Raw genomic sequence first — 21,349 nt, forward strand, 5'->3', positions numbered from 1 at the left:
GAAACTTGCAACTCAGATATAACTATAAGCGCCTATAGAATTTCTACTCATGCGTAATCTTGCTGTTATGCTTGGTGTCACGCATGCAAACGAAGATAATTAAAGAAAGACCGATCATTCCGGTCACATACCAGAAATAAATACTTTCATTCCCGATCGACTTGAACCACAGGGCCGCATACTCAGCGGTCCCGCCGAAGATGGCGTTGGCCAGGGCGTACGGCAGGGCGACGCCCAGGGCCCGGATGTGCGCGGGGAACAGCTCGGCCTTCACCACGGCGTTGATGGCGGTGTAGCCGGACACGATGACCAGGGCGGCCAGGGCCAGGCCGAACGCCGCCCACGCGTTGTCGACCGACGACAGCGCGGACATGATCGGCACGGTGAACAGCAGGCCCGTCACACCGAAGGCGATCATCACCGGCCGTCGCCCGATCTTGTCCGACAACGCCCCCACGGCGGGCTGAAGCAGCATGAAGATGAACAGGGCCGCCGCGCTGATCTGGGTCGCGGACTCCTTCGAGAAGCCCGAAGTATTGACCAGGAATTTCTGCAGATAGGTCGTGTAGGTATAAAAGGCCAAGGTGCCGCCGGCGGTCAGGCCGAACACCAGCAACGCTTCCTTCGGATGCTTGCGGATCAACAGGGTCGCGCTGGAGCGCGGCGCGGCCTGGGTGTCCTCGGCCTTGAAGGCGTTGGTCTCGTCCAGACGGCGACGAAGCCAGAAGACCACCACGGCCAGAGCGGCGCCGACGAAGAAGGGTATGCGCCAGCCCCAGCTGGCCAAGGCCTCCTTGTCCATCACCTGCTGCAGCACGATCAGCAGGATCAGCGCCAGAAGCTGGCCGGAAATCAGGGTCACATACTGAAAACTGGACCAGAAACCGCGGTTCCTGGCTGTCGCCATCTCAGACAGATAGGTGGCGGACGAGCCATATTCGCCGCCGACGCTGATGCCCTGAAGCAGGCGCGCGAACAGCAGCAGCGCAGGCGCGGCCAGTCCGATGTCCGCATAGCCCGGCGTGCAGCCGATGATCAGAGAGCCGGCGCACATCAGGCTGACCGACAGGGTCAGGCCCGCCTTGCGGCCCTTGCGATCGGCATAGACGCCCATGATCCACGCCCCGACGGGACGCATCAGGAAGCCCACGGCGAACACACCCGCCGCGCTCAGCAACTGGGCGGTCGGGTCTTCGCTCGGGAAAAAGATCGGTGCGAAATACAGGGCGAAGGCCGCATAGGCGTACCAGTCGAACCACTCGACCAGATTGCCCGCCGAACCGCCGACGATGTTGCGCAGCCGCCGCGCCGGGGTCATGGCGACAATCGATGACGCGCCGCTCATGCGGGCGATCCGGACTGAACGATGGCGGACTGAGGAACAATGGTCATGCGAAGCTTCGGCGCCTTTGCGGATGGCGCGGCACGTTCGGGCCGCTGATCGACCATCACTGTGCGCGGAAACGCCTACGCCTCGAAATAAAACTCAGCATGCCGCCGATTTAGGCGCGATTTCTTTGTTTTAGCTCAGCTTTCCCCCCATAGACCCGCCACATTACGGTCATAGACTGTGTGGAACGACACGCATATGCTCCCGCACACTGTGCGTATTCCCATACACATCCTGCGGCGCGCCCTGGCTGCCCGCTATCGCCTCCTGACGCTGACCGGTCTCGGGCTGGCGGCGGCCGCAGCCCTGGCGATCTGGATGTCGGCGCAATGGGTTCACACCGCCGCACAGCAGCAGACCGACGCCGCTGCGCGGGATCAGGCGGAAAAACACGCCCAGATGCTGGCCAGCGAACTGCAGAAGTTCCGACTGCTGCCGTTGGTGCTCAGCGAATACCCCGATGTTCACGCCGCCCTGTCCGGCGGATCACCCAGGGCCGTGCAAAGCCTGAACACCAAGCTGGAGCTTCTGGCCCAACGCACGGACGCCGCCGCCATCTATGTCACCAACAGCCACGGCGACACCCTGGCCGCCAGCAACTGGAACGAGCCAGGCAGTTTCGTCGGTGAGAACTTCAGCTTCCGTCCCTATATTCAGGGCGCGATGGCGCATGGCGAGGCGGAGTTGTTCGCCGTCGGCGCCGTGACCGGACGTCCCGGCCTGTTCATCGCCCGCCGCATCGACGAGGACGGTCGGGCGCTTGGCGTCATTGTGGTCAAGATCGACTTCGCCAAGCTGGAATCGCTGTGGGCCAGAGAAAGCGGCCGCACCGCCATCATCGAATCCCACGGCGTCGTCATCATCACCGGTCATGATCCGTGGCGGTTCCGCGCGACCCGTCCCACCACGCCTGCCGAACAGGCCGAAATTCACCGCACCATGCAATTCGGCAGTCTGTCGCTGGATCAGGTGGACCTGGACCCGAATGCCGAGGGCTATCTGACCCTGCCGGACCATGACGGCCCCTATCGGATTGCTGAAACCCCTGCCGCCCTGCACGGCGCGCGTCTGGTGCATTTCGAACCGCTGGAGCCCGCCCGCACCCGCGCGGCCAGCAATGCGCGACTGACGCTGTTCAGCCTGATCGGCGCAGGCGCTCTTGCCTTCGCGGTCTTCTGGCGCATCCATATGCGCCGTCTGGCCCAGACCGACATGCAGCAGATGCTGGAGGATCAGGTGTCGGCGCGCACCGCCGAACTGCGCCAGGCCAACGACCGACTGAAGTCGGAATCCCAGCGCCGCATGGCCGCCGACAGCCGCTGGCGGGCCGCGCGCGAGGAACTGGCCCAGGCCAACCGGCTCAGCACCATCGGCCAGGTCACCACCGGCGTCGCGCATGAGATCAACCAGCCCATCGCCGCCATCCGCGCCTTCGCCGAAAACACCGGCCGCTTCATCGACCGCAAGGACGTGGACCGGGCCAAGAGCAATCTGACCAGCATCGTCGAACTGGTGGACCGGGTGGGCAAGATCACCACCGAACTGCGCCGCTTCGCCCGACGCGGCACCCCCGCCATACAGGCCGTCAGCCTGACCGAGGCCGTCGACGGCGCCCTGCTGCTGATCGGCGACAGTCTGCGGGCCAATGGCGTGACGCTGGAATGGGCGGGTCTGACCCAGGATGTTCAGGTGACCGCCGACCGCATCCGGCTGGAGCAGATTCTGATCAATCTGATCCAGAACGCCCGCGACGCCCTGGCCGACACGGCTGCGGCGCGGATCGCGATTGATGTCCGCACCGATGATCCGGAGCGGATCTACGTCACCGTGCATGACAATGGCCCCGGCCTTGGGCCGGACATCGCCCGCACGATCTTCACCCCCTTCGTCACGACCAAGCCGGACGGTCTGGGGCTGGGCCTTGGCATCGCGCGGGACATCGCCCGCGAGTTTGGCGGCGCCCTGAACATCGCTCCCTCGCGGCTGGGCGGCGCCGCCTTCTGCATCACCCTGAGACGCGCATGACCGACGCCCTGCCCACGCCTGTTGCGCCCGTCCTGTTTGTCGAGGACGACGCCGAACTGCGCCGCGCCATCACCGAGGCGCTGGAGCTTGCAGACCTTGCCGTCCTGCCCTGCCCTGACGCCGAACGCGGTCTGGCGTCGCTGACGCCCGACTTCCCCGGCGTGGTGGTGTCCGACATCCGCATGGAAGGCATGGACGGGCTTGAGCTGTTCGCCCGCATCCGCGCCATCGACCCCGAAATCCCTGTCATCCTGATCAGCGGCCATGCTGATATCCCGATGGCGGTGCAGGCGTTGCAGGACGGCGCGTTCGACTTCCTGACCAAGCCCTTCCCGCTGGAACGGCTGGTCGGCGCCGTAGGACAGGCGCTGGAGACGCGGCGCAGCGTCATGGAGAACCGCGCGCTTCGCGCCGCGACCGCCACCCTGATCAACACCGACAGTCCCCTGATCGGCGACAGCCCCGTCATGGTGCGGCTGCGCGAAACCATCTCCCACGTCGCCAAGGCCGATCTGGACGTGCTGATCGAAGGCGAGACAGGCACCGGCAAGGAACTGGTCGCCCTGCTGCTGCATCGGCTGGGACGACGACGCGGACGGCCTTTCGTGGCGGTCAACTGCGGCGCTGTGCCGGACGCCTTCGCCGAGGCTGAGTTGTTCGGCCATGCGCCCGACCGCTCCGGCTATCGTCAGCCCCAGCACACGGGCCGCATCGAAGCCTCGGACAAGGGCACCCTGTTCCTGGACGAGGTGGACAGCATGAGCCCCAATCTGCAGGTCAAACTCTTGCGGGTGCTGGAGGAGCGCGAGGTCACCTCGCTGGGCGGCGGCGAACCCCGCCCGGTGGACCTGCGCGTCGTCGCGGCGGCCAAGCGCGACCTGCATGAGGCGGTCAAGGAGGGCAGTTTCCGCGAAGACCTGTTCTATCGGCTGGACGTGGTGCGGCTGCGGGTGCCGGCGCTGCGGGAGCGACGCTCCGACGTCCTGCCCCTGTTCGCCTATTTCGCGGAACAGGCGGCCAGGCGGATCGGCGTCAAGGACTACGCCATGTCCGACAGCGTGCGGCGGCGACTGGTCGAGCACGACTGGCCGGGCAATGTGCGCGAACTGAGAAACTTCGCCGTCAGCGCCGTGCTGGACCTGCCCTCGGCAGGCGGCGTCCAGCCGACCCAGCCCCAGGCGCCGTTGATGGAGCGGGTCGACGCCTTCGAGGCCATGGTGATCCGCGAGGCGCTGCAGTCGACTTTGGGCAATATGACTGAGGCCATGGCCCTGCTGGGGGTGGCGCGCAAGACGCTGTACGACAAGCTGAAGCGCCACGACATCGACCCGAACGACTATCGCCGCCCGACCAGGAGCAGCTAACGCGCCGTTGCGTGCCTGAGCGCGTCAGGCAGCAGGGCCAGGGGCGCCGAACCATGATCGGCGTTAGGCGCAATCAGCAGTCGGGCCGACGACCTCTGGGCGAAGGCCTGAGTCCGGCCGACCATGTCGCGGCGCTGCTCCCGTTCGCCGATGCCCAGCAGCAGGGCGTCGCCGCCCTCAAGCCGCAGGTCGTCGCGCCACCACAACGACGGGCTGATGCTGACCCAGCGGCTGAACAGGTCAGGCTGTTGCGCCAGCGCCTCCAGCACGAATAGCCCGCCCAGCGAATGACCGAACAGAGCGCGGCGGCTGGGATCAAGCGGCAGGTAGTCGCTGACCAGCGGCAGCACCACGTCGGTCAGCGTCCGTCGAAACGCCTCCGCCCCGCCAAAGGCCTTGCCGACTTGCTCTCCTTGCGGCGGCGCGACCGAGGTGTAGTCACGCGACCGTGCGTCGGCGTCCAACGCCCGACCATCACCATGAAAGACGCCGATGACGACCATCGGCTCGACACCGGTCTTCTGCGGACGACGGCTCAGGGCCGATGCGCCGTCGCTCATGGCCGCGAAATGCTGCACCCCGTCCAGCACGAGAATCGACGGATAGCCCTGTGCGGGCGCAGGCGCCTCGGGCGTCGAGACGACGATCCGATAACGGCGCTCATCGGCGGTCACGATGTCCCGCGCCTGCTGGCGGGCGGGTTGATGGGGCGTCCAGTCAAGATCAGCGGCAAGTGTCATGAGGTCGTTCTAGCCCAAGACGGCCCACTGCTGTAATGCGACGCACTATTAATCTCGTGCAGGACGGCGTCGCAGTCGATTGACCCCCATCACCGCTCATCTGACAACGCCTGCCGAAGCCGTCGCCCATCATGGCCGATTACAGGCCAAACGCCGTCTGGTGCTGCTAGCGCTGGCGGTCGGCTGCGTCGCTGCGCTTGCGCTGGACGTGATGGTGGGGCCGTCGTCCATGTCGCCCTGGCGCATTCTTGAGGGCCTGGTGCGGCCCTCGGTCCTGTCGCCGTCAGAGACGGCGATCATCTGGCAAATCCGCCTGCCCTACGCCCTGATGGCCATCATGGTCGGCGCCGCCCTGTCGCTGGCGGGTGCGGAAATGCAGACGGTCCTGAACAATCCGCTGGCCAGCCCCTTCACCCTGGGCGTTTCGGCGGCGGCGGCGTTCGGCGCGTCCCTGTCCATCGTGCTGGGCCTGGGCCTGCCCTTCGTGTCGAACGACACCCTGACGACAATCAACGCCTTCGTCTTCGCCTTCGGATCGGTGCTGGCCCTGCAGGCCCTGGCCAAGGCGCAGCGCGGCGGGGTGCAGAGCATTGTCCTGTTCGGCATCGCCCTGGTCTTCGCCTTCAACGCTCTGACGGCGTTGGTCCAGTATGTGTCGTCGCAGGAGGCGCTGCAGCAGTTGGTGTTCTGGACCATGGGGTCGCTGTCGCGCTCCACCTGGCGGTCCGTGGCCTTCATGGCGGTGGTGATCGTCCTGACGACGCCGTTTTCGGTGCTGGCGGCGCGGGCGCTGACGGCCCTGCGGCTGGGCGAGGATCGCGCCATGAGCTTCGGCGTCAATGTCGGGCGGTTGCGGTTCCTGTCGCTGCTTCGCGTCAGCCTGCTCTCGGCGACGGCGGTGGCCTTCGTCGGCGTGGTCGGTTTCGTCGGTCTAGTGGCGCCGCACATCGCGCGCCTGCTGGTCGGAGAGGATCACCGCGTCTTCCTGCCCGCCAGCATCCTGAGCGGGGCGCTGTTGATGTCGCTGGCCTCGGCGGCGTCCAAGACGCTTGTGCCCGGCGCCCTGCTGCCGGTCGGCATCGTGACGGCGGTAATCGGGGTGCCGGTCTTTCTGCTGCTGATCTTCCGCAATGGAGCCAAGGGGTGAGCCTTTCGGTGCAGAACCTTACGGTCGGCTATCGCGACCGCACGGTGATCAGCGGCCTGTCGCTGGCGCCCATAGCCGCCGGACAGGTGGTCTCGTTGGTCGGCCCGAACGGCGCGGGCAAGAGCACCCTGCTGCGCGCCATCGCTGGCCTGACGCCCGCCAGGGGCGATATGCGTTTGGGCGATCTGAACCTTGGCGCCATGTCGATCAGCGAACGGGCGCGCCACGTCGCCTATATGCCCCAGACCCTGCCGCAGGATGTCGCCCTGACGGTGCTGGAGACGGTGATCGCGGCGCTGGAGGCGTCACCCGTCGCCGAATCTCACACCCATTCGGCGGACCAGGCCATGCAGGCCCTGGTCAAGGTTGGCGCTGCTGAGCTGGCGTCGCGGCGGCTGGATCGCCTGTCGGGCGGCCAGCGTCAGATCGCCGGCCTGGCCCAGGCCATGGTGCGGCGCCCCAAGGTCCTGCTGCTGGATGAGCCGACCAGCGCCCTGGACCTGCGTCACCAGCTGGATGTGCTGACCCTGGCGCGAACCTATGCGCGCGAGAACGACGCCGTGGTCATCATGGTGCTGCACGACCTGCAATCCGCCGCCCGCGCCTCAGACCACATCGTCGTTCTGTCGGATGGCGCCGTGAAGATCGAGGGCGCCCCTCAGCAGGCGATCACGCCAGAAGTCCTGGCTGACGTGTGGCAGGTTCAGGCCCGGGTCGAGAACTGCGGACGCGGCCTGATCCAGGTCATGGTCGACGCGGTCCTCTGAACGCAAAAGAGGCCGGGTCTCCCCGGCCTCCTGAACCCCTCTTACGGGCGGATGATCGTCACCGTGTCGCCGTTCGGATCGACCGGCACAGGCGTGCCTTCCGGTGCGTTGCGGGGCAGACCGCGCGCCTTGTTCGTCACATAGACGGCGTTGGTGGCGCGATCGATGGCGATGGTCTGGGGGAAGGTGCCCGTCGCCAGGTTGGCAAGCACCGAATAGTCGGCGCCGTTCACGACGGTGACCGTGCCCGCCTGGCGGTTCGACACATAGATCTGGCCGTTGCCGGGGTTGTAGGCGACGCTGAGCGCGCCCTCGCCTGTCGGCACCTTGCGGATGATCTCGCCGGTATTGGCGTTCATCACCGTCAGGTCGCCGCTGCCTTGGCTGGCGATGAACAGGCGGCTGCCCGCCTCGTCCACGGCGACGTTGGTCGCGCGGTCGCTGCCGGTCGGATAGGTGGCGGTGGTCGCGCCGGTGGCCAGATCGATGACGCCGACCGTGTTGGAGCCCATGCCCACGACATAGAGGCGGTTGTGGGTGTTATCGATGGCCGCGCCGGTCAGGCTGCCGACGGTGACGTCCAGCTTGCGTTCCAGCTTGTTGGTCGCGCCGTCGATGACCCAGACCTGGTTCGGGCGGCTGGCGTCGCCCGCGTCGCCGCCGACGATGGTGACATAGACCTTGTTGTTGACCTCATCGACGATGGCCTCGCGCACGTGGGCGGACTCTTCGTCGCCGTCCTTGATCGTGGCGATAACGCGGTTGGTGCGCACGTCGATGGCGGCCACCGTGCCGGTGCGGGTCGCGGTGCCGTACAGGGTCTGGGTGCGACTGTTGAAGCCCAGGCCGTACAGGGCGTCCGACGACACGTCGATGGAGGCGCCGGGCGCCAGGGTCGTGGCGTCCAGACGCGCGATGGCGGCGCGGTTCTCGCCGCGCGGGCCGACGGCGGCGACCAGAACCGTCTTGTCGGCGGGGTTGAAGACGATTTCATAGACGCCGCCCGGCGCGACCTTGACCGAGCGGTCAATGGTCGGGGCCGAGGTCGCGGCCGCGGCAGGCGCGCCCTGAACGGTGTAGGCGACGGCAGGCGCCGCTGCGGCCATCAGAACGACGGCGGCGGCCGCCGTCAGCAGGCTTCTGTGGAAGGTCATAGTCGATCTCCTTGGGAAAATAGCGGTCATGCGGGCTTCAGATCGGCCCAGTAGTCGCCGCGATAGGGAACGGCGAGGAAGCGGCTGTTGATCTCGTCCAGCGTTGCGCGCGGATCCAGATCACCGAACAGTTCGGGGTGGATCCACTTGGCCAGCGCCTGAACGGCGACCACGTCGATGGGCGAGTTGATCAGTTGGTGCGACAGGCCGTGGACCCGACCCTCGCGCACCGCCTTGAGGGTCGCGATGCCGGGACGCGAAACGACGCGGCGCAGCCCCGCCTGCGACTGCTCAGGCGTGAAGCCGGGTCCGACGACAAAGCCGCCCGCCTTGGCCAGGTGCGGGCCGCCGGTCGGGATATAGACGTCGGGGTCGCGCTGGATGACATATTCCAGGTTCAGCTTGCCGAACGGCTGGTTCAGCACGTCCGCGCCGATGTTGCGCCCGCCGACGAAGGCGATGTAGTCGCCGACATTGCCCTTGCCCGGCGAACTGCAGCAGTCCGGCGTGATCATGGCGTGGGCTTCCAGGAAGACGGTCGGGCGCTTGTCTTCGGGGATGGTCGCGACCTTGGCGGCGATGGCGTCCAGACGCGTCTGGCGGAAGGCGTTGAAGGCCTCGGCTTCCGCCGTGCGGCCAATGATCCCGCCCAGCAGCTTCAGGCTGCGCGCCTGGTTCTCGAAGGGGTGGGAGAAGAAGTCGATGAAGGCGACAGAGACGCCTGCGGCCTCCAGTTGCGCGGCCTGGGCGTCGGTGGGGCCCGAATCCTGCGACACCACCGACACGGCGGGCGAGGCCGCCAGGATGGCCTCCAGATTGAACTCGCCGCCCGATTGCGCGGTCTTGGGCAGAGTGGCCAGTTGCGGCGACTTGGCCAGGAAGGCCTCGTACATGTCCGGGCTGATGCGGTTGATGTCGCCCGACCACGCCGCCAGCAGCGACACCGGGTCCGGGTGGATCAGCGACAGGGCGATCAGATAGCGGCCATCATCGATGGTCAGCTTCCCCCCCGGCGGAAGCGGCCGCACCGGACGATCCCGCAGGTCCTTGAGCGCCGTCGCGCCCTGCCCCGCCTGCTCACGACCGCAGGCGGCCAGAAAGGCCAGACCGCCGAATGCGGCCAGCGTCGAACGTCGCGACAGGTTCATGAAAGCACATCTCCAGGTGCAGGCGCGACGCCCGCGAAGGACAGAAGGGTTGGGATCAGGGAGGCGGACAGCATTCCGCCGTGCCCCTGACCGGGTATCTCTGCGAAGCGGACATCCACGCCCGCGGCATGCAGTCGTTGCGCCAGGTCGCGTGTCGCGCCTGAGGGGACAGAGGACCACATGGGATTGGTGCGCGTGCGGCCGCCCCGACCCGCGACCTCCTCTTCGCCGACCAGCAGCGTCAGGGACAGGGCGGCGGGATGCGGGCGGCTAAGGAACGGATCGACCTCGGCCAGCACCGACCCGTAGTTCCACCACAGGGACGGACTGACGGAGACGAAACGACCATAGGCGTCCGGCCGGGTCAGGGCCGCGTGCAGCACGCACAGCCCGCCATACGAGTGTCCCCACAGCAGACTACGCGTCGCGTCAACGTAGACGCGCGCCGTCACCTCTGGTGCAATCTGGTCGTGCAACAGCGTCAGAAAGGCGTCCGCCCCGCCGCCGGGCCGCCCTGCCGCATCAACCACATAGGCGCCGTCCTGCGCAGGCGGCGTATAGTCATAGGCGCGGGCAAGAACATCGAACTGACGATCCCCCTGATAGCCGACGGCGACGATGACCGGCGGATCGCCCGCATTCAGCTGCCCCAGCAGCGTCTCGTCGATCCGCGCCATCGCCGCATCGCCATCCAGCAGATAGGCGACCGGATAGCCCCCCGACCCCGGCGCCTTGCGCGGCACGCCGATCTGCACGCGATAGACGCGGGCGCCATCAGCAGACGTCACCGACACCTGCTCGAACCGATAATAGGCGGAACCTACATCGGCGATGGTCGGTCCCACCGCGCGCGGCGCAGGCTGCGCCAGCGCCGCCCCCGCCATCAGGGCGAACAGGGCCGACGCAAGAATAAGACGGGCGCTTCGCATCAGAAGTTGTAGTTCACGCCGAACCAGTAGCGACGACCATCGCCCTGATAGTCATAGTCCCGGACTTCCAGCACCTTGTCGCCGAGGTTGTAGACGCCGAACTTCAGGGTCACATCCTTACGCACAGCCCACGACGCCCCAATGTCGATCAGGGTGTAGTCGGGATAGCGCCGCCCCACCTGACGCGCGCCTTCCAGCACCGGCTGGCCATTCGTGCCGACACGCAGGCCCGCGTTGATCTCCTCGCCGCGATAGGTGACTGTGCCCCACAGGTTGAGGCGGTCCGTCGCCTTATAGTCCAGGCGGGCGTTGGCCATGTGCTTTGGCGTCCGGCCCAGAGGCTGGCCAGCGTAAAGTCCGCCCTTCTGCTCAGAGTCGGTGAAGGTGTAGTTGGTCTTCAGGGTCAGGGCGTCTGTCGCCTTCCAGACGCCGCCGAATTCGACGCCCTGGATCCGCGCGTCGCTGACATTGTACCAGTAATAAAGCTGATACAGCGGGTCCTGGTCCCACCGCGCGACCTCGCTGGGGACATCGCATATGCCGTTGTTGTTCAGGTCCGGCCCGCAAACCCGGTCGTCGGCGATCTTGTCCTTGAAATCGGTCAGGAACAGCGTGGCGTTCAGTGACAGGTTCGCGCTTGGCCGCCACAGCGCGTTCACCTCATAGCTGGTGCTGGTCTCTGGCTTCAGGTTGGGATCACCGATGATCACCCCGCACAGGCCCGCGCCATAGTTGCAGTTGGCGCCGCCGGTCTCATAGGCATAGCCGTCGGCTACGGCCCGCACTTCCGGCGCGCGGAAGCCGGTGGAGACGCCGCCCTTCAGCGTCAGGGTCTCGCTGGGCGTCCAGACCAGATAGGCGCGCGGGCTCCAGTGATCGCCGTAACGTTTGTGATCATCCCAGCGCAGCCCCAGGGTCAAGGCCAGATCGTCCGTCAGACCGATTTCGTCTTCGACAAACAGCGCCCGCTGCCAGACCTCAAACGTCGCCGCGATATTATTGCGGGCGCCGGGGTTCACGTCGACCAGCTTGTTCTGATTGATCTGACCACCGAAGACCAGATTGTGATTGCCCAACAGGGTTCCCGTCAGCGGCACGTTGAACAGAGCGTCCCAGACCGTGTTGGTGATCTCCGGCGCACGCCCGCCCCGGATCAGACTGCCCGTTGCATCCGCCGTATAGGTCACACGCTGGGCCTCTTCACGCATGACGGAAACCGCACTGGTTCCCCAGCTCCAGTCGCCGTTCCAGCTCAACGAGGCGCTGTCGCGGTTGTGGTCGTTGCGGACGCTGCGTCCTGTCGGAGCCACCGTCAGACCCGCCGTGCTGGTGCGCTCGATCTTGGCTGTATCCAGTTGCAGCAGGATTTCCTGGCTGGTCGTCGGCGTCCAGGCGATGCGACCTGCCAGATTATATTCATCCGACCCCATCGAACCCGTGCTGCTGGGCGCATTGTAGATGTGGTCTTCGTCCCGGTTCAGCGACCGCCCCCAGAACTGAAGACCCAGCTTCTCGGACACGACGGGCCCTGCCAGATAGAACTGTCCTTGATGCCAGTCGCCGCTCCGGCCGTTTTCCTGCGACACATAATCGGCGCCGACAGAGCCGCCCCAGCGGGCAGGCACCTTCTTGGTGATGATGTTGACCACGCCGCCCAAGGCGTCCGATCCGTAGAGCGACGACATCGGTCCGCGCACGACCTCAATCCGTTCGATCGCGCCCACGGGCGGGGTGAAGCTCTGCTCCAGCCCCCCATTGCCATTGACCCGCGCCTCACGCGTCGACTGGCGCCGTCCGTCCACCAGTGTCAGGGTGTAGGCCCCCGGCAAGCCCCGGATCAGGATGTCCTGAAAGTTCGATCCGCCGCTGACGGAGACCCCCTCAACATCGCGCACGGCGTCGAACAGATCGACATAGGCCTTGTTCTCCAGCTGTTCGCTGGTCACCACCGAGATGGAGGCTGGCGCCTTGGCCACGGATTGCGCTCGGGTAGAGGCGGTCACGACCACATCATCCACCTGTGACGCCTGCTGGCTCTGCGCAAAAACCAAGGTCGGTGCGGCGGCGCAGGCGCTGGCGAGAAGCAGGGTGCGGAAGGCGGAGATCATGGCGTGTTCCCAACAGAGGCGCTTGCGGTACTGCAAATGGTTCGCATCTGCAACCTGGCAGATCGTCTCAGCCTCGTCATGCCCGCGACAGCCATCAGCAAGACGAGAAGAGTTGCGCTGGGATTCAGCACGGCCTATCTGCTTTTGATTATTACTCGCATTAGAAGTTGCGTATCCAGAGGCCCGCCATGTCCGCCTATGCCCTGTTTGACATCACGCTGAAGTCCCGGCGGGATGTCAGCCCTTCCCTCGCCTGCTTCACATTCGGCGGCGATATCGAGCCGTTGACCACCTTCGCGCCGGATCAGCGCGTCAAACTGTTCTTCGCCGCAGATCGCGCGGCGCCCCGTCTGGCTCAATGTCTGGCCGGCCAGGATGACTGGTACGCCGCCTATCGCGCCCTGTCGGACGATGAACGCCCTGCGATGCGGACCTATACGATCCGGGCCGTGCGCCGCGATCCGGTCGAGGTGGACATCGAGTTTGTCCTGCATGGCGACAGCGGTCCTGCGACACGCTGGGCCACCACCGCCCAACCGGGCGACAGCCTGTCGATCAGCGCCCCGGTCCTAGGAGGGGATCTGGTCGGATTCGAGTGGAAGCCGTCGCCCCACATCGACGATATCGTCCTGGTGGCCGACGAAACCGGCCTGCCCGCCGCTATCGGCATCATCGAGGAACTGGACGCCCGCCCGGTCAAACCTCGCGTCCGCGCCGTTTTCGAAACGCCTCTCGCCGCCGACCGCCAGACTTTGCCCGGCTGGGTCGAGGCCCTGTGGACCTCACGCGAAAACGGCCACGTCGCGCGTGTCGGCCAGACGCTGATCGACGGCGTCGAAGCCCTGAACCTGCAGACCGCCGCCCTGCCCGACGCCGCGCCCGCCGAAACCGATCCAGACGTGGACACGGAAATCTACTGGTTGCCTGCGACGCTGGCGGCTGAAGACCGTCTCTATGTCTGGATCGCCGCCGAGTCCGCCGTCGTGCGTGACATCCGACGCCGTCTGGTCAACGAGCGCGGCCTGTCAAAGCGCAGCGTCGCGGCCATGGGCTACTGGCGCGAAGGCCGCGTGCTGGAGTGAGGCCCTAATAGACGCCTTGCCGCCGGATCACCGCCGGAATGGTCAGCAACAGAATGACGCAATAGGTGCGGACAGAGCGTCGCCGCACCAGGGTGACGTCCATCGCCACCCGCCGTCTGTACGGCACGTCATTGCGCCCCTTCACCTGCCACAGGCCGGTCAAACCGGGGCGAACGGCGGCGTAATGACGGATGCGTTTGCCGTAACGCCATATCTCGTCGGCCACGATCGGACGCGGCCCGACCAGTGACATGTCCCCGCGCAGCACGTTCAGAAGCTGGGGCAGTTCGTCCAGGCTGGACACCCGCAACAGCCGCCCCAGCGGCGTCACACGCGGGTCGTCCCGCAATTTGTGCGTCAACGACCATTCCAGCTGCTGAACGCCGGTGCGGCTGATCAGCTGATCCAGCTTCCGCTCGGCCCCCACGCTCATGCTGCGGAACTTCAGACACTCGAAGACCAATCCGCCGCGCCCAATCCGCGGCTGGTGATACAGGGCCGGACCGCCATCCTGCAGACGGACCAGAATGGCGATCAACACCATCGTCGGGGCCACAAGCACCAGCGCCAGCGTCGCAATGGCGATATCGAGCGCCCGGATCAGCACATCGGACCACACGATCCGGCGCGGCGACGCACCTGCAGGCGCACAGATCCCCGTGCGTATCGCCCCCACCGATGGCATGTCACACTCCCGACCTACCCCACGTCAGGCCACTATCTCATTAAGGTTGACAGATTTGCAACTATGGCGATGCGATTCGCCAAGACCCTTTGTAGTCCTGCCTGGAGGTGTTAAACAGAATCACACTTCAAGGTTGCATTTTGAAATCAGGCCGTGCCCCACGCCAGCGCGACCCGCGCCGGACCGCTCAATCACAACCGCCTCGGGGCAACCCCGCAGGCGCCAAATGGTCTGCGCGAACCACCCTTGCCGTCCTGATCGTCATCAGCCTGCTGCTATGGGGCCTTGTCGCAGGCGCGGCCTATCTGATCGCCCGCCTCGTCGCCTGACTTCAGTCGCCGCCCCACAGGCCCAGCCGCACAGGAATACCGGTTTTTCCGACGGTCAACGTGCCCGTCAGCACTGCGGTCTGGTCACCCAGGTTGCGCCGCGCCGTGGCCAGGTCGCCCTGATCCAGCTTGCCGACAAAGGCGACAGTCTGCCCGCCTGCTGAGACGCCGCTGAACCGGAAGACGTCATCCGTGATCTGATAGGATTCCGGCCCGACGCGGACCGCGCCCTGAGCCGTCTTGAAGGTGACCGTAACCGGCGATGCGCCGCCCTTGCCCTCTTCCCACGCCTTCAGCGCCGACACCTGGCCGACGAAGATGGATTCCAGCTCCGCATCGCCCAGTTGAACCGGCTGGAGAGGTCGGTATTCGCCTGACACATCGCCCGACAGCGCATGGCGATAGGCCTGCTGGGCCGCGGGCGCCGCTGCCTCATCCGGCTTAGCCCCGCCAAACCGGTCGCAAGAGGCCGCCAGCAACGCCAGGGCCAGTACGGGTAGAAGTCGACGCTTCATCGATCCAGAGCCTTGTCGAGTGCGTGGAAGGCGGCGATGGCCAGTTCGCTGGCGCTGATGAAGACCGAGGGCGTGATCCGCTCGAAATCATCAGACGGGCGGTGATAATCGGGGTGATAGTCGACGCCCAGATACAGGAACGGCACGCCCTTCTCCTGGAAGGCGGCATGGTCGGAGGCGTCGACCCAGTTGTCCTCTTCCTTGTCCTGGGGCGTATCCTTGCCAAAGGCCAGCGACACCGCGCCATTGGCGGGCAAGACCTCCAGGATCGGGCGCAGGTTCGGGTTCTGATACGTCCCCGTCACCCACAGATGCCCGTCCGTCTCGGTGCGCGAAATCATGTCGAAGTTCAGGTTCAGGCTCATGGCCGCCAGCGGCACGGGCGGCGAGGCCACGAACTCACGCGCGCCCAGAAGGCCCCGCTCCTCTCCGTCCAGAGCGACGATCAGAACGCTGTGCTCCGGCGGGTTCGCCTTCAGCCGCGCGGCCAGCTCCAGCATGGTCGCCACGCCCGAGGCGTTGTCGTCTGCGCCGTTGAAGATCTGACCGCCGTTGATCCCGACATGGTCATAATGGGCCGTGATGACGATGTAGCGATCCGCCACCCGCGTGCCGGGAATAAAGCCGATGATGTTGACGCCATTGAAGGTCTTCACGCCCTCGCGCGTGCGTCCCGGCGCCTCGAAGCGCTGCAAGCGGCCGAAGGGCGCGGGCTGCACGCCCATCGCGTCCAGGCGGCTGACGATATAGTTGCGCGCCCTCTCGCCCCCCGCCGACCCGGTGTCGCGCCCCTCCATGTCGTCGGCCGACAGGATGCGGACATCGGCCAGCAACTGCTCATGCGACGCCTCGGCGATCACTGCGGGCTGTTCGACCACGGCCACCTTCGGCGATTCGGTGACACAGGCCGACAGCGCAAGAACAGCACAGCCCGTCAGGGCCAGTCGCAGGGCGGAATGTCTCATGCAGCCTCCAGAACCAGTTCCGCGAACCTAGCCGCCCGATACGGCGGCGTCAGCATACGGATCGGTCATGAAACGCAGAAATCGCGCTGGCGGATCGCCGGGCCTGCGCGTGCGTTCGTGCTGGTGTTAGACAGGGGAAATCATGGCCCGCGCGATTCCCGACATCATTCCCCTCGATGACCAGACGCCTCAGACGGCGGCGGACGAACTGGCCTGGCTGGCTTCAGAGATGGCCCGGCACGACGCCCTGTACGCCGAGGCGGCGCCCGAGATCTCCGACGCAGACTATGACGCCCTGCGCGCCCGAAATCTGGAGATCGAGGCGCGGTTCCCCGATCTGGTGCGCCCGGACTCGCCGTCGAACAAAGTCGGCGCCGTCGCCTCCAGCCAGTTCACCGAGGTCCGCCACGGCGTGCCGATGCTGTCGCTGGACAACGCCTTCGACGAGGGCGAGGTGCGCGATTTCGTGGCCCGGATCGCGCGTTTCCTGAAACTGCCCGCCGACGAGCCCATCGCCTTCGTCGCCGAACCCAAGATCGACGGTCTGTCCGCCAACCTTCTGTATGAAAAGGGCAAGCTGACCATTGGCGCCACGCGCGGAGACGGTCGCACGGGAGAGGACGTCACCGCCAATCTGAAGACCATCGCCGACGTCAAACAGACGCTGGCGGGCGACGACTGGCCTGACAGAATCGAGGTGCGGGGCGAGGTCTATGCCCCCAACGACGCCTTTGCGGCCTTCAACGCCGACGCCGAGGCCGAGGGCCGTCGCACCTACGCCAACCCGCGCAATTTCGCCGCCGGCTCGCTGCGTCAGAAGAATGCGAAGATCACGGCGGGCCGCCCGCTGAACTTCTTCGCCTATGCCTGGGGCGAGCATTCCAGCGACTTCGCCGAGACCCAGTGGGAGGCGTTGCAAAAGCTGAAAGCCTGGGGCTTCCCCGTCAACGCCCGGTCGAAACGGGTCGAGGGCGCTGAGGGGCTGATCGCCGTCTATCGCGAACTGGAGCGCGACCGCGCCGCGCTGGGCTATGACATCGACGGCGTCGTGTACAAGGTCGACCGCATCGACTGGCAGCGCCGCCTGGGCTTCGTCGCCCGCAGCCCCCGCTGGGCCATCGCCCACAAATTCCCGGCCCAGCAGGCCACGACCGTACTGGAAGGCATCGACATTCAGGTCGGACGCACCGGCTCCCTGACCCCTGTTGCGCGCCTGCACCCGGTGACGGTCGGCGGCGTGGTCGTGCGCAACGCCACCCTGCACAATGAAGACGAGATCGAACGTCTCGACGTGCGGATCGGCGACACCGTGCGCCTGCAACGCGCCGGCGATGTCATCCCGCAGATTCTGGGCGTCGTGCTGGACCAGCGCCCCGCAGACGCGGTTCCCTATGTCTTCCCAGACAAATGCCCGGTCTGCGGATCAGAGGCCGTGCGCGAAGGTGACGAGGTCAAGCGCCGCTGCACAGGCGGTCTGATCTGTGACGCCCAGATCGTTGAGCGCCTGAAGCATTTCGTCGGCCGCCGCGCCTTCGACATCGAGGGACTGGGCGAGAAGCAGTTGATCGCCTTCCATGCCCGCGGCTGGATCAAGGAGCCCGCCGACATCTTCCGTCTGGCTCGCGACCCCGAGCGCCTGAAGCAGTTGGAGAAGGACGACGGCTATGGCGAGACCAGCATCCGCAACCTGATCGCAGGCATCGACGCGCGCCGCACCATTTCACTGGACCGATTCCTGTTCGGGCTGGGCGTGCGCGATATCGGCGAACAGACCTCCATCGTCCTGGCCCGCGCCTTCGAAAGCTGGGCCGCGCTGAAGGCCGCCTGTCTGCAGGCCGCCAATGGCATACAGACCGATGCCTGGACGGAACTGGCCTCCGCCCACGCCATATCGCCCCGTGTCCTGACCCTGATGACCGAGGCGAGTCCCCCCGCCGATGATCCGTGGCCGGATGCCCCGATGGACCAGAAGATCGCCCTCGCCTTCCCCGGCATGGCCGCCCCCGCCCGCCGTTCTCTGGCGACCATGACGAACGATTGGGCCGGTCTGGTGCGGTTGGCCGGGATCGCCCGCAACGAAGGCCCGTCGGAGATGCTGAACCAGATCAGCGCCGTCACCGGCGTCGGGCCTGTGGCGGCCCTGGCCCTGGCCCACTTCTTCCATGAGCCGCACAATCTGGAAGTCGTCGCCGCGCTGGAAGCCGAGATGACCGAAATCGTCGACGCGGAACGCCCCAAGGCGGACACCCCGGTCGCGGGCAAGACCGTGGTCTTCACCGGCTCGCTGGAACGCTTCACCCGCGACGAAGCCAAGGCTCGGGCCGAAAGCCTGGGCGCCAAGGTGTCGGGCTCAGTGTCGAAAAAGACCGACTATGTCGTCGCCGGCCCCGGCGCAGGGTCAAAGCTGAAGGACGCTGAAAAACACGGCGTCCAGGTGCTGACCGAAGACGAGTGGCTGGCCCTGATCGCCTAGATTAGATCGACAGTCAGCTCAGAGCCGTCATTCCGGGGCATCCGAAGGGCGAACCCGGAACCCAGGAGGCTCGCATCCGGCATGGAATGCGTTCAGCGGCACGGTCGCGGCTCTGGGTTCCGGGTTCTTCGCTCCGCGCAGCCCCGGAATGACGATCGGTGGGAGGTTGGCCACTGATCGACGATCAAACTCAGCCGCGCAACTGCTCCAGCGCCGCCGGGTACCGCCGCGACAGCGGGGCCTCAACGGCGCCCAGCTCCACCGTCCAGTCGCCTGAACCATCGGGGCGCAGGCCCGTGACGCGCTCAGTATTGACCAGCCATGAGCGGTGAACCCGCACAAAACCGAACCGCGACAGTTCCGCCTCCACCGCCGCCAGGGTCGCCCGCATCAGGGGCCGCCGTCCATCCGCCAGCCGGAACTCGACATAGTTCCCCGCTGAACTGACCGCCAGAATGTCGGCCAGAGGCACGCGGATGATCCGAGCGCCGTCGCGGATGTCGAAGCTGACCGGCCGCACCGCCTCATTGCGCCGTCGCCGCAGATAGGCGCTCAGCAAGAAGGTGCCCGCCAGCAGCCCATAGGTCACCAGATCCTTGCGCAGTTCATAAATGAAGGCGCCGCCGAATTCGTACTCACCCGCCCCCATCAGGGCGTACCCGGCCTTTCGCATCATGACGAAACCGATGACGTGCAGGGCGGAAAACGTCAGCACGCCCGCCAGATGGATCAGGGCGAACCGCACCTTCGGCCGCCAACCCTCGCCAGCCGCCTCATCCGGCGGGGCCAGACTGATCGCGCCCCAGGGAATCCACATGGTCGCCAGAATGGTGATGCTGCTGGACACCTCCCAGAGCATCGGCTTCCAACTCGCGATGTTCGGGTTGTCGGCCTGGGCGCTCAACACATTGACCGTCGTATCCACCAGCGAGAAGGCCAGCACCCCCAAGGCGCAGGCCCAAAAGACACGCGCATCCAGTCGCCCCTTGATCCGCCCCCAGCCGCTCGTCACGGCAGGCGCGCCGTTCGTCCCCGCCAGGCCGACATCATCCCGGCCAGACGGCCGCGCGCCCCCTGACGATTGCTGATCCGCCCGCTCATCCGCGAGTACGCGGCTCATATCATTGGCCAAGGAACTCTCGCATGTCTTCACCGCCCCTGCTCGCGTCGCCGCCCGGCATGTCGGACCGACGATACGATCTGGACTGGATTCGCGTCGGCGCCTTCATGCTGCTGATCCTCTATCACGTCGGCATGTTCTATGTGCCCTGGGACTGGCATGTGAACAGCCCGCGTCAGATCGAGGTGCTGGAGCCGATCATGATGCTGACCAGCCCGTGGCGGCTGACGCTTCTGTTCCTGGTGTCCGGCTGCGCGACACGGTTCCTGGCCGACGGATTTGAGGCGCGCGGCAAAAGCGGATGGGCGCTGGCCGGATCACGCACCCTGCGCCTGCTTCCGCCCCTGTTGTTCGGCATGTTCGTGATCGTGCCGCCCCAGAGCTATTACGAGGTTGTGGAGGCCGCCAAGGGTCTGGGCATGGCCGACCCGGCGCACGGCGCCGTGCTGAAGGATTTCTGGATCCGCTACGCCACCTCGACCGGTCACTGGTGCGATGCGGACGGGTGCCTGACCACCCCGACCTGGAACCATCTGTGGTTCATCGCCTATCTGCTGCCCTACAGCCTGATCCTGGCGGCTCTGATCGCCATTCCCGGCGTGCGGCGGGGGCTTCTGGCGGGGGCGGAACGGCTGTTCAGCGGCTGGGGCGTGATCGTCTGGCCGATCCTGTATCTGTTCGCCATCCGCTGGTTCCTGGCGCCCCGCTTCGACATCACCCACGCCCTGACGGATGACTGGTACAACCACGCCCTCAGCTTCGGCGCCTTCCTGTTCGGCTATCTGATCGCGCGATCCGAAGAGGTGCGTCAGACGCTGATCCGCATTCGCTGGCCGGCCCTGATCGTCGGCCTGTGCGGCTGGGCCGGCTGGGCGACCTACGCCTGGGTCTATCGGGGCGACGCCACGCCGCCCGAGCAGCTGCGTCAGGCGATGCGGTTCGTCTATGTGCTGAATCAGGCGGGCTTCATGGCCGCCATACTGGGCTTCGGCGCCCGCTGGCTGAACCGTGGCGGTCCTGTCCTGCGCTATCTGTCGATCGGCGTCTTCCCCTTCTACATCGTGCACCAGACAGTGGCGGTGGTCGCGGCGCACAATCTGGCCCTGCTCAAGCTGCCCTTGGGTCTGGAGGCTGTTCTGGTCATCCTGATCACCGCCCTGGGATGTTTGGCCGCCTATGAGGTCGCACGACGGCTCGGCTGGCTGGGGCTGCTGCTGGGCGTGAAGCCGGGCGCGGCCGCCAGGTCTTCGTCTGCGGTCACGGCCTGACGCCTTGAATGGCGACTGGAAAGTTGACGTAACGTCCCGTCAATTCGTGATTTCCGGTCGCCATTTCCGTCTTGTTTTGGACCGAAACCGGGATCAGCGTGTTCTTCGACAGGCCCGGCGCAGACCGGTTCCAGGAAAGG

17 protein-coding genes are annotated in these 21,349 nt (G+C 66.1%); 7 read left to right on the forward strand and 10 right to left on the reverse strand.

Annotation, left to right across the window (positions count from 1 at the left end):
- Positions 1-43: 43 nt before the first annotated feature.
- Entirely contained in the window at positions 44-1,345 is a 1,302-nt protein-coding gene (locus tag KWG56_RS06565; protein WP_219354178.1) for an MFS transporter, read from the reverse strand.
- 243 nt (positions 1,346-1,588) lie between these two features.
- Between KWG56_RS06565 and KWG56_RS06570 the strand changes: the two genes are divergently transcribed.
- Together KWG56_RS06570 and KWG56_RS06575 are read left to right on the forward strand one after the other, a co-directional pair.
- A complete protein-coding gene (locus tag KWG56_RS06570; RefSeq protein ID WP_219354179.1) occupies positions 1,589-3,415 on the forward strand; it encodes a sensor histidine kinase in 1,827 nt (608 codons plus the stop codon).
- The gene (locus tag KWG56_RS06575) at positions 3,412-4,779 is read left to right on the forward strand and encodes a sigma-54-dependent transcriptional regulator (RefSeq protein ID WP_219354180.1); all 1,368 of its coding nucleotides are present in this window, start codon (positions 3,412-3,414) and stop codon (positions 4,777-4,779) included. Before KWG56_RS06570 ends, KWG56_RS06575 begins: the two co-directional genes overlap by 4 nt.
- Here KWG56_RS06575 and KWG56_RS06580 read toward each other — a convergent pair.
- Positions 4,776-5,519 carry an alpha/beta hydrolase gene (locus KWG56_RS06580; protein ID WP_219354181.1) on the reverse strand — a complete coding sequence of 248 codons (744 nt, stop codon included), beginning with the start codon at positions 5,517-5,519 and terminating at the stop codon, positions 4,776-4,778. The two genes, KWG56_RS06575 and KWG56_RS06580, sit on opposite strands and share 4 nt — an antisense overlap.
- A 79-nt stretch (positions 5,520-5,598) precedes the next feature.
- On the opposite strand from KWG56_RS06580, the gene KWG56_RS06585 reads away from it, so the two are divergent.
- On the forward strand, positions 5,599-6,666 hold the full coding sequence (locus tag KWG56_RS06585; RefSeq protein WP_219354182.1) for a FecCD family ABC transporter permease: 1,068 nt from the start codon (positions 5,599-5,601) through the stop codon (positions 6,664-6,666).
- Positions 6,663-7,433 (forward strand): ABC transporter ATP-binding protein, encoded by a 771-nt coding sequence (locus tag KWG56_RS06590; protein WP_219354183.1) that lies wholly within the window; start codon positions 6,663-6,665, stop codon positions 7,431-7,433. The genes KWG56_RS06585 and KWG56_RS06590 overlap by 4 nt, the downstream gene beginning before the upstream one ends.
- A gap of 41 nt (positions 7,434-7,474) precedes the next feature.
- Here KWG56_RS06590 and KWG56_RS06595 read toward each other — a convergent pair whose 3' ends face one another.
- Genes KWG56_RS06595 through KWG56_RS06610 form a run of 4 tightly spaced genes read right to left on the reverse strand, consistent with a single transcriptional unit; the run spans position 7,475 to position 12,772 of the window.
- Entirely contained in the window at positions 7,475-8,587 is a 1,113-nt protein-coding gene (locus KWG56_RS06595) for a YncE family protein (RefSeq protein WP_219354184.1), read from the reverse strand.
- A 26-nt stretch (positions 8,588-8,613) separates the two neighbouring features.
- A complete protein-coding gene (locus tag KWG56_RS06600; RefSeq protein WP_219354185.1) occupies positions 8,614-9,735 on the reverse strand; it encodes an ABC transporter substrate-binding protein in 1,122 nt (373 codons plus the stop codon).
- On the reverse strand, positions 9,732-10,664 hold the full coding sequence (locus tag KWG56_RS06605) for an alpha/beta hydrolase (RefSeq protein WP_219354186.1): 933 nt from the start codon (positions 10,662-10,664) through the stop codon (positions 9,732-9,734). The genes KWG56_RS06600 and KWG56_RS06605 overlap by 4 nt, the downstream gene beginning before the upstream one ends.
- Complete coding sequence (locus tag KWG56_RS06610) at positions 10,664-12,772, reverse strand: TonB-dependent receptor domain-containing protein (protein WP_219354187.1); 2,109 nt, start codon at positions 12,770-12,772, stop codon at positions 10,664-10,666. Before KWG56_RS06610 ends, KWG56_RS06605 begins: the two co-directional genes overlap by 1 nt.
- Positions 12,773-12,960: 188 nt before the next feature.
- Here KWG56_RS06610 and KWG56_RS06615 point away from each other — a divergent pair, with 188 nt between their 5' ends.
- Positions 12,961-13,854, forward strand: a complete 894-nt coding sequence (locus tag KWG56_RS06615; protein ID WP_219354188.1) for a siderophore-interacting protein — start codon at positions 12,961-12,963, stop codon at positions 13,852-13,854.
- 4 nt (positions 13,855-13,858) lie between these two features.
- On the opposite strand, the gene KWG56_RS06620 is transcribed toward KWG56_RS06615, so the two are convergent.
- From KWG56_RS06620 to KWG56_RS06630, 3 genes are all read right to left on the reverse strand, one after another.
- Positions 13,859-14,539, reverse strand: coding sequence for a sugar transferase (locus KWG56_RS06620; protein WP_219354189.1), 681 nt, complete (start codon positions 14,537-14,539; stop codon positions 13,859-13,861).
- A gap of 331 nt (positions 14,540-14,870) precedes the next feature.
- On the reverse strand, positions 14,871-15,383 hold the full coding sequence (locus KWG56_RS06625) for a hypothetical protein (RefSeq protein ID WP_219354190.1): 513 nt from the start codon (positions 15,381-15,383) through the stop codon (positions 14,871-14,873).
- Positions 15,380-16,348, reverse strand: coding sequence for a M28 family peptidase (locus KWG56_RS06630; protein WP_219354191.1), 969 nt, complete (start codon positions 16,346-16,348; stop codon positions 15,380-15,382). The genes KWG56_RS06625 and KWG56_RS06630 overlap by 4 nt, the downstream gene beginning before the upstream one ends.
- A 142-nt stretch (positions 16,349-16,490) precedes the next feature.
- Here KWG56_RS06630 and ligA point away from each other — a divergent pair, with 142 nt between their 5' ends.
- Positions 16,491-18,821: an NAD-dependent DNA ligase LigA gene (ligA, locus tag KWG56_RS06635; RefSeq protein ID WP_219354192.1), complete on the forward strand. Its 2,331-nt coding sequence runs from the start codon at positions 16,491-16,493 to the stop codon at positions 18,819-18,821.
- 190 nt (positions 18,822-19,011) lie between these two features.
- On the opposite strand, the gene KWG56_RS06640 is transcribed toward ligA, so the two are convergent.
- Positions 19,012-19,941 (reverse strand): LytTR family DNA-binding domain-containing protein, encoded by a 930-nt coding sequence (locus KWG56_RS06640; RefSeq protein WP_219354193.1) that lies wholly within the window; start codon positions 19,939-19,941, stop codon positions 19,012-19,014.
- Positions 19,942-19,964: 23 nt separating this feature from the next.
- Here KWG56_RS06640 and KWG56_RS06645 point away from each other — a divergent pair, with 23 nt between their 5' ends.
- Positions 19,965-21,209: an acyltransferase family protein gene (locus tag KWG56_RS06645; RefSeq protein ID WP_244999676.1), complete on the forward strand. Its 1,245-nt coding sequence runs from the start codon at positions 19,965-19,967 to the stop codon at positions 21,207-21,209.
- The last annotated feature ends 140 nt before the right edge of the window (positions 21,210-21,349 follow it).

Source organism: Brevundimonas nasdae (genome assembly GCF_019395145.1).
Classification (GTDB): domain Bacteria; phylum Pseudomonadota; class Alphaproteobacteria; order Caulobacterales; family Caulobacteraceae; genus Brevundimonas; species Brevundimonas nasdae.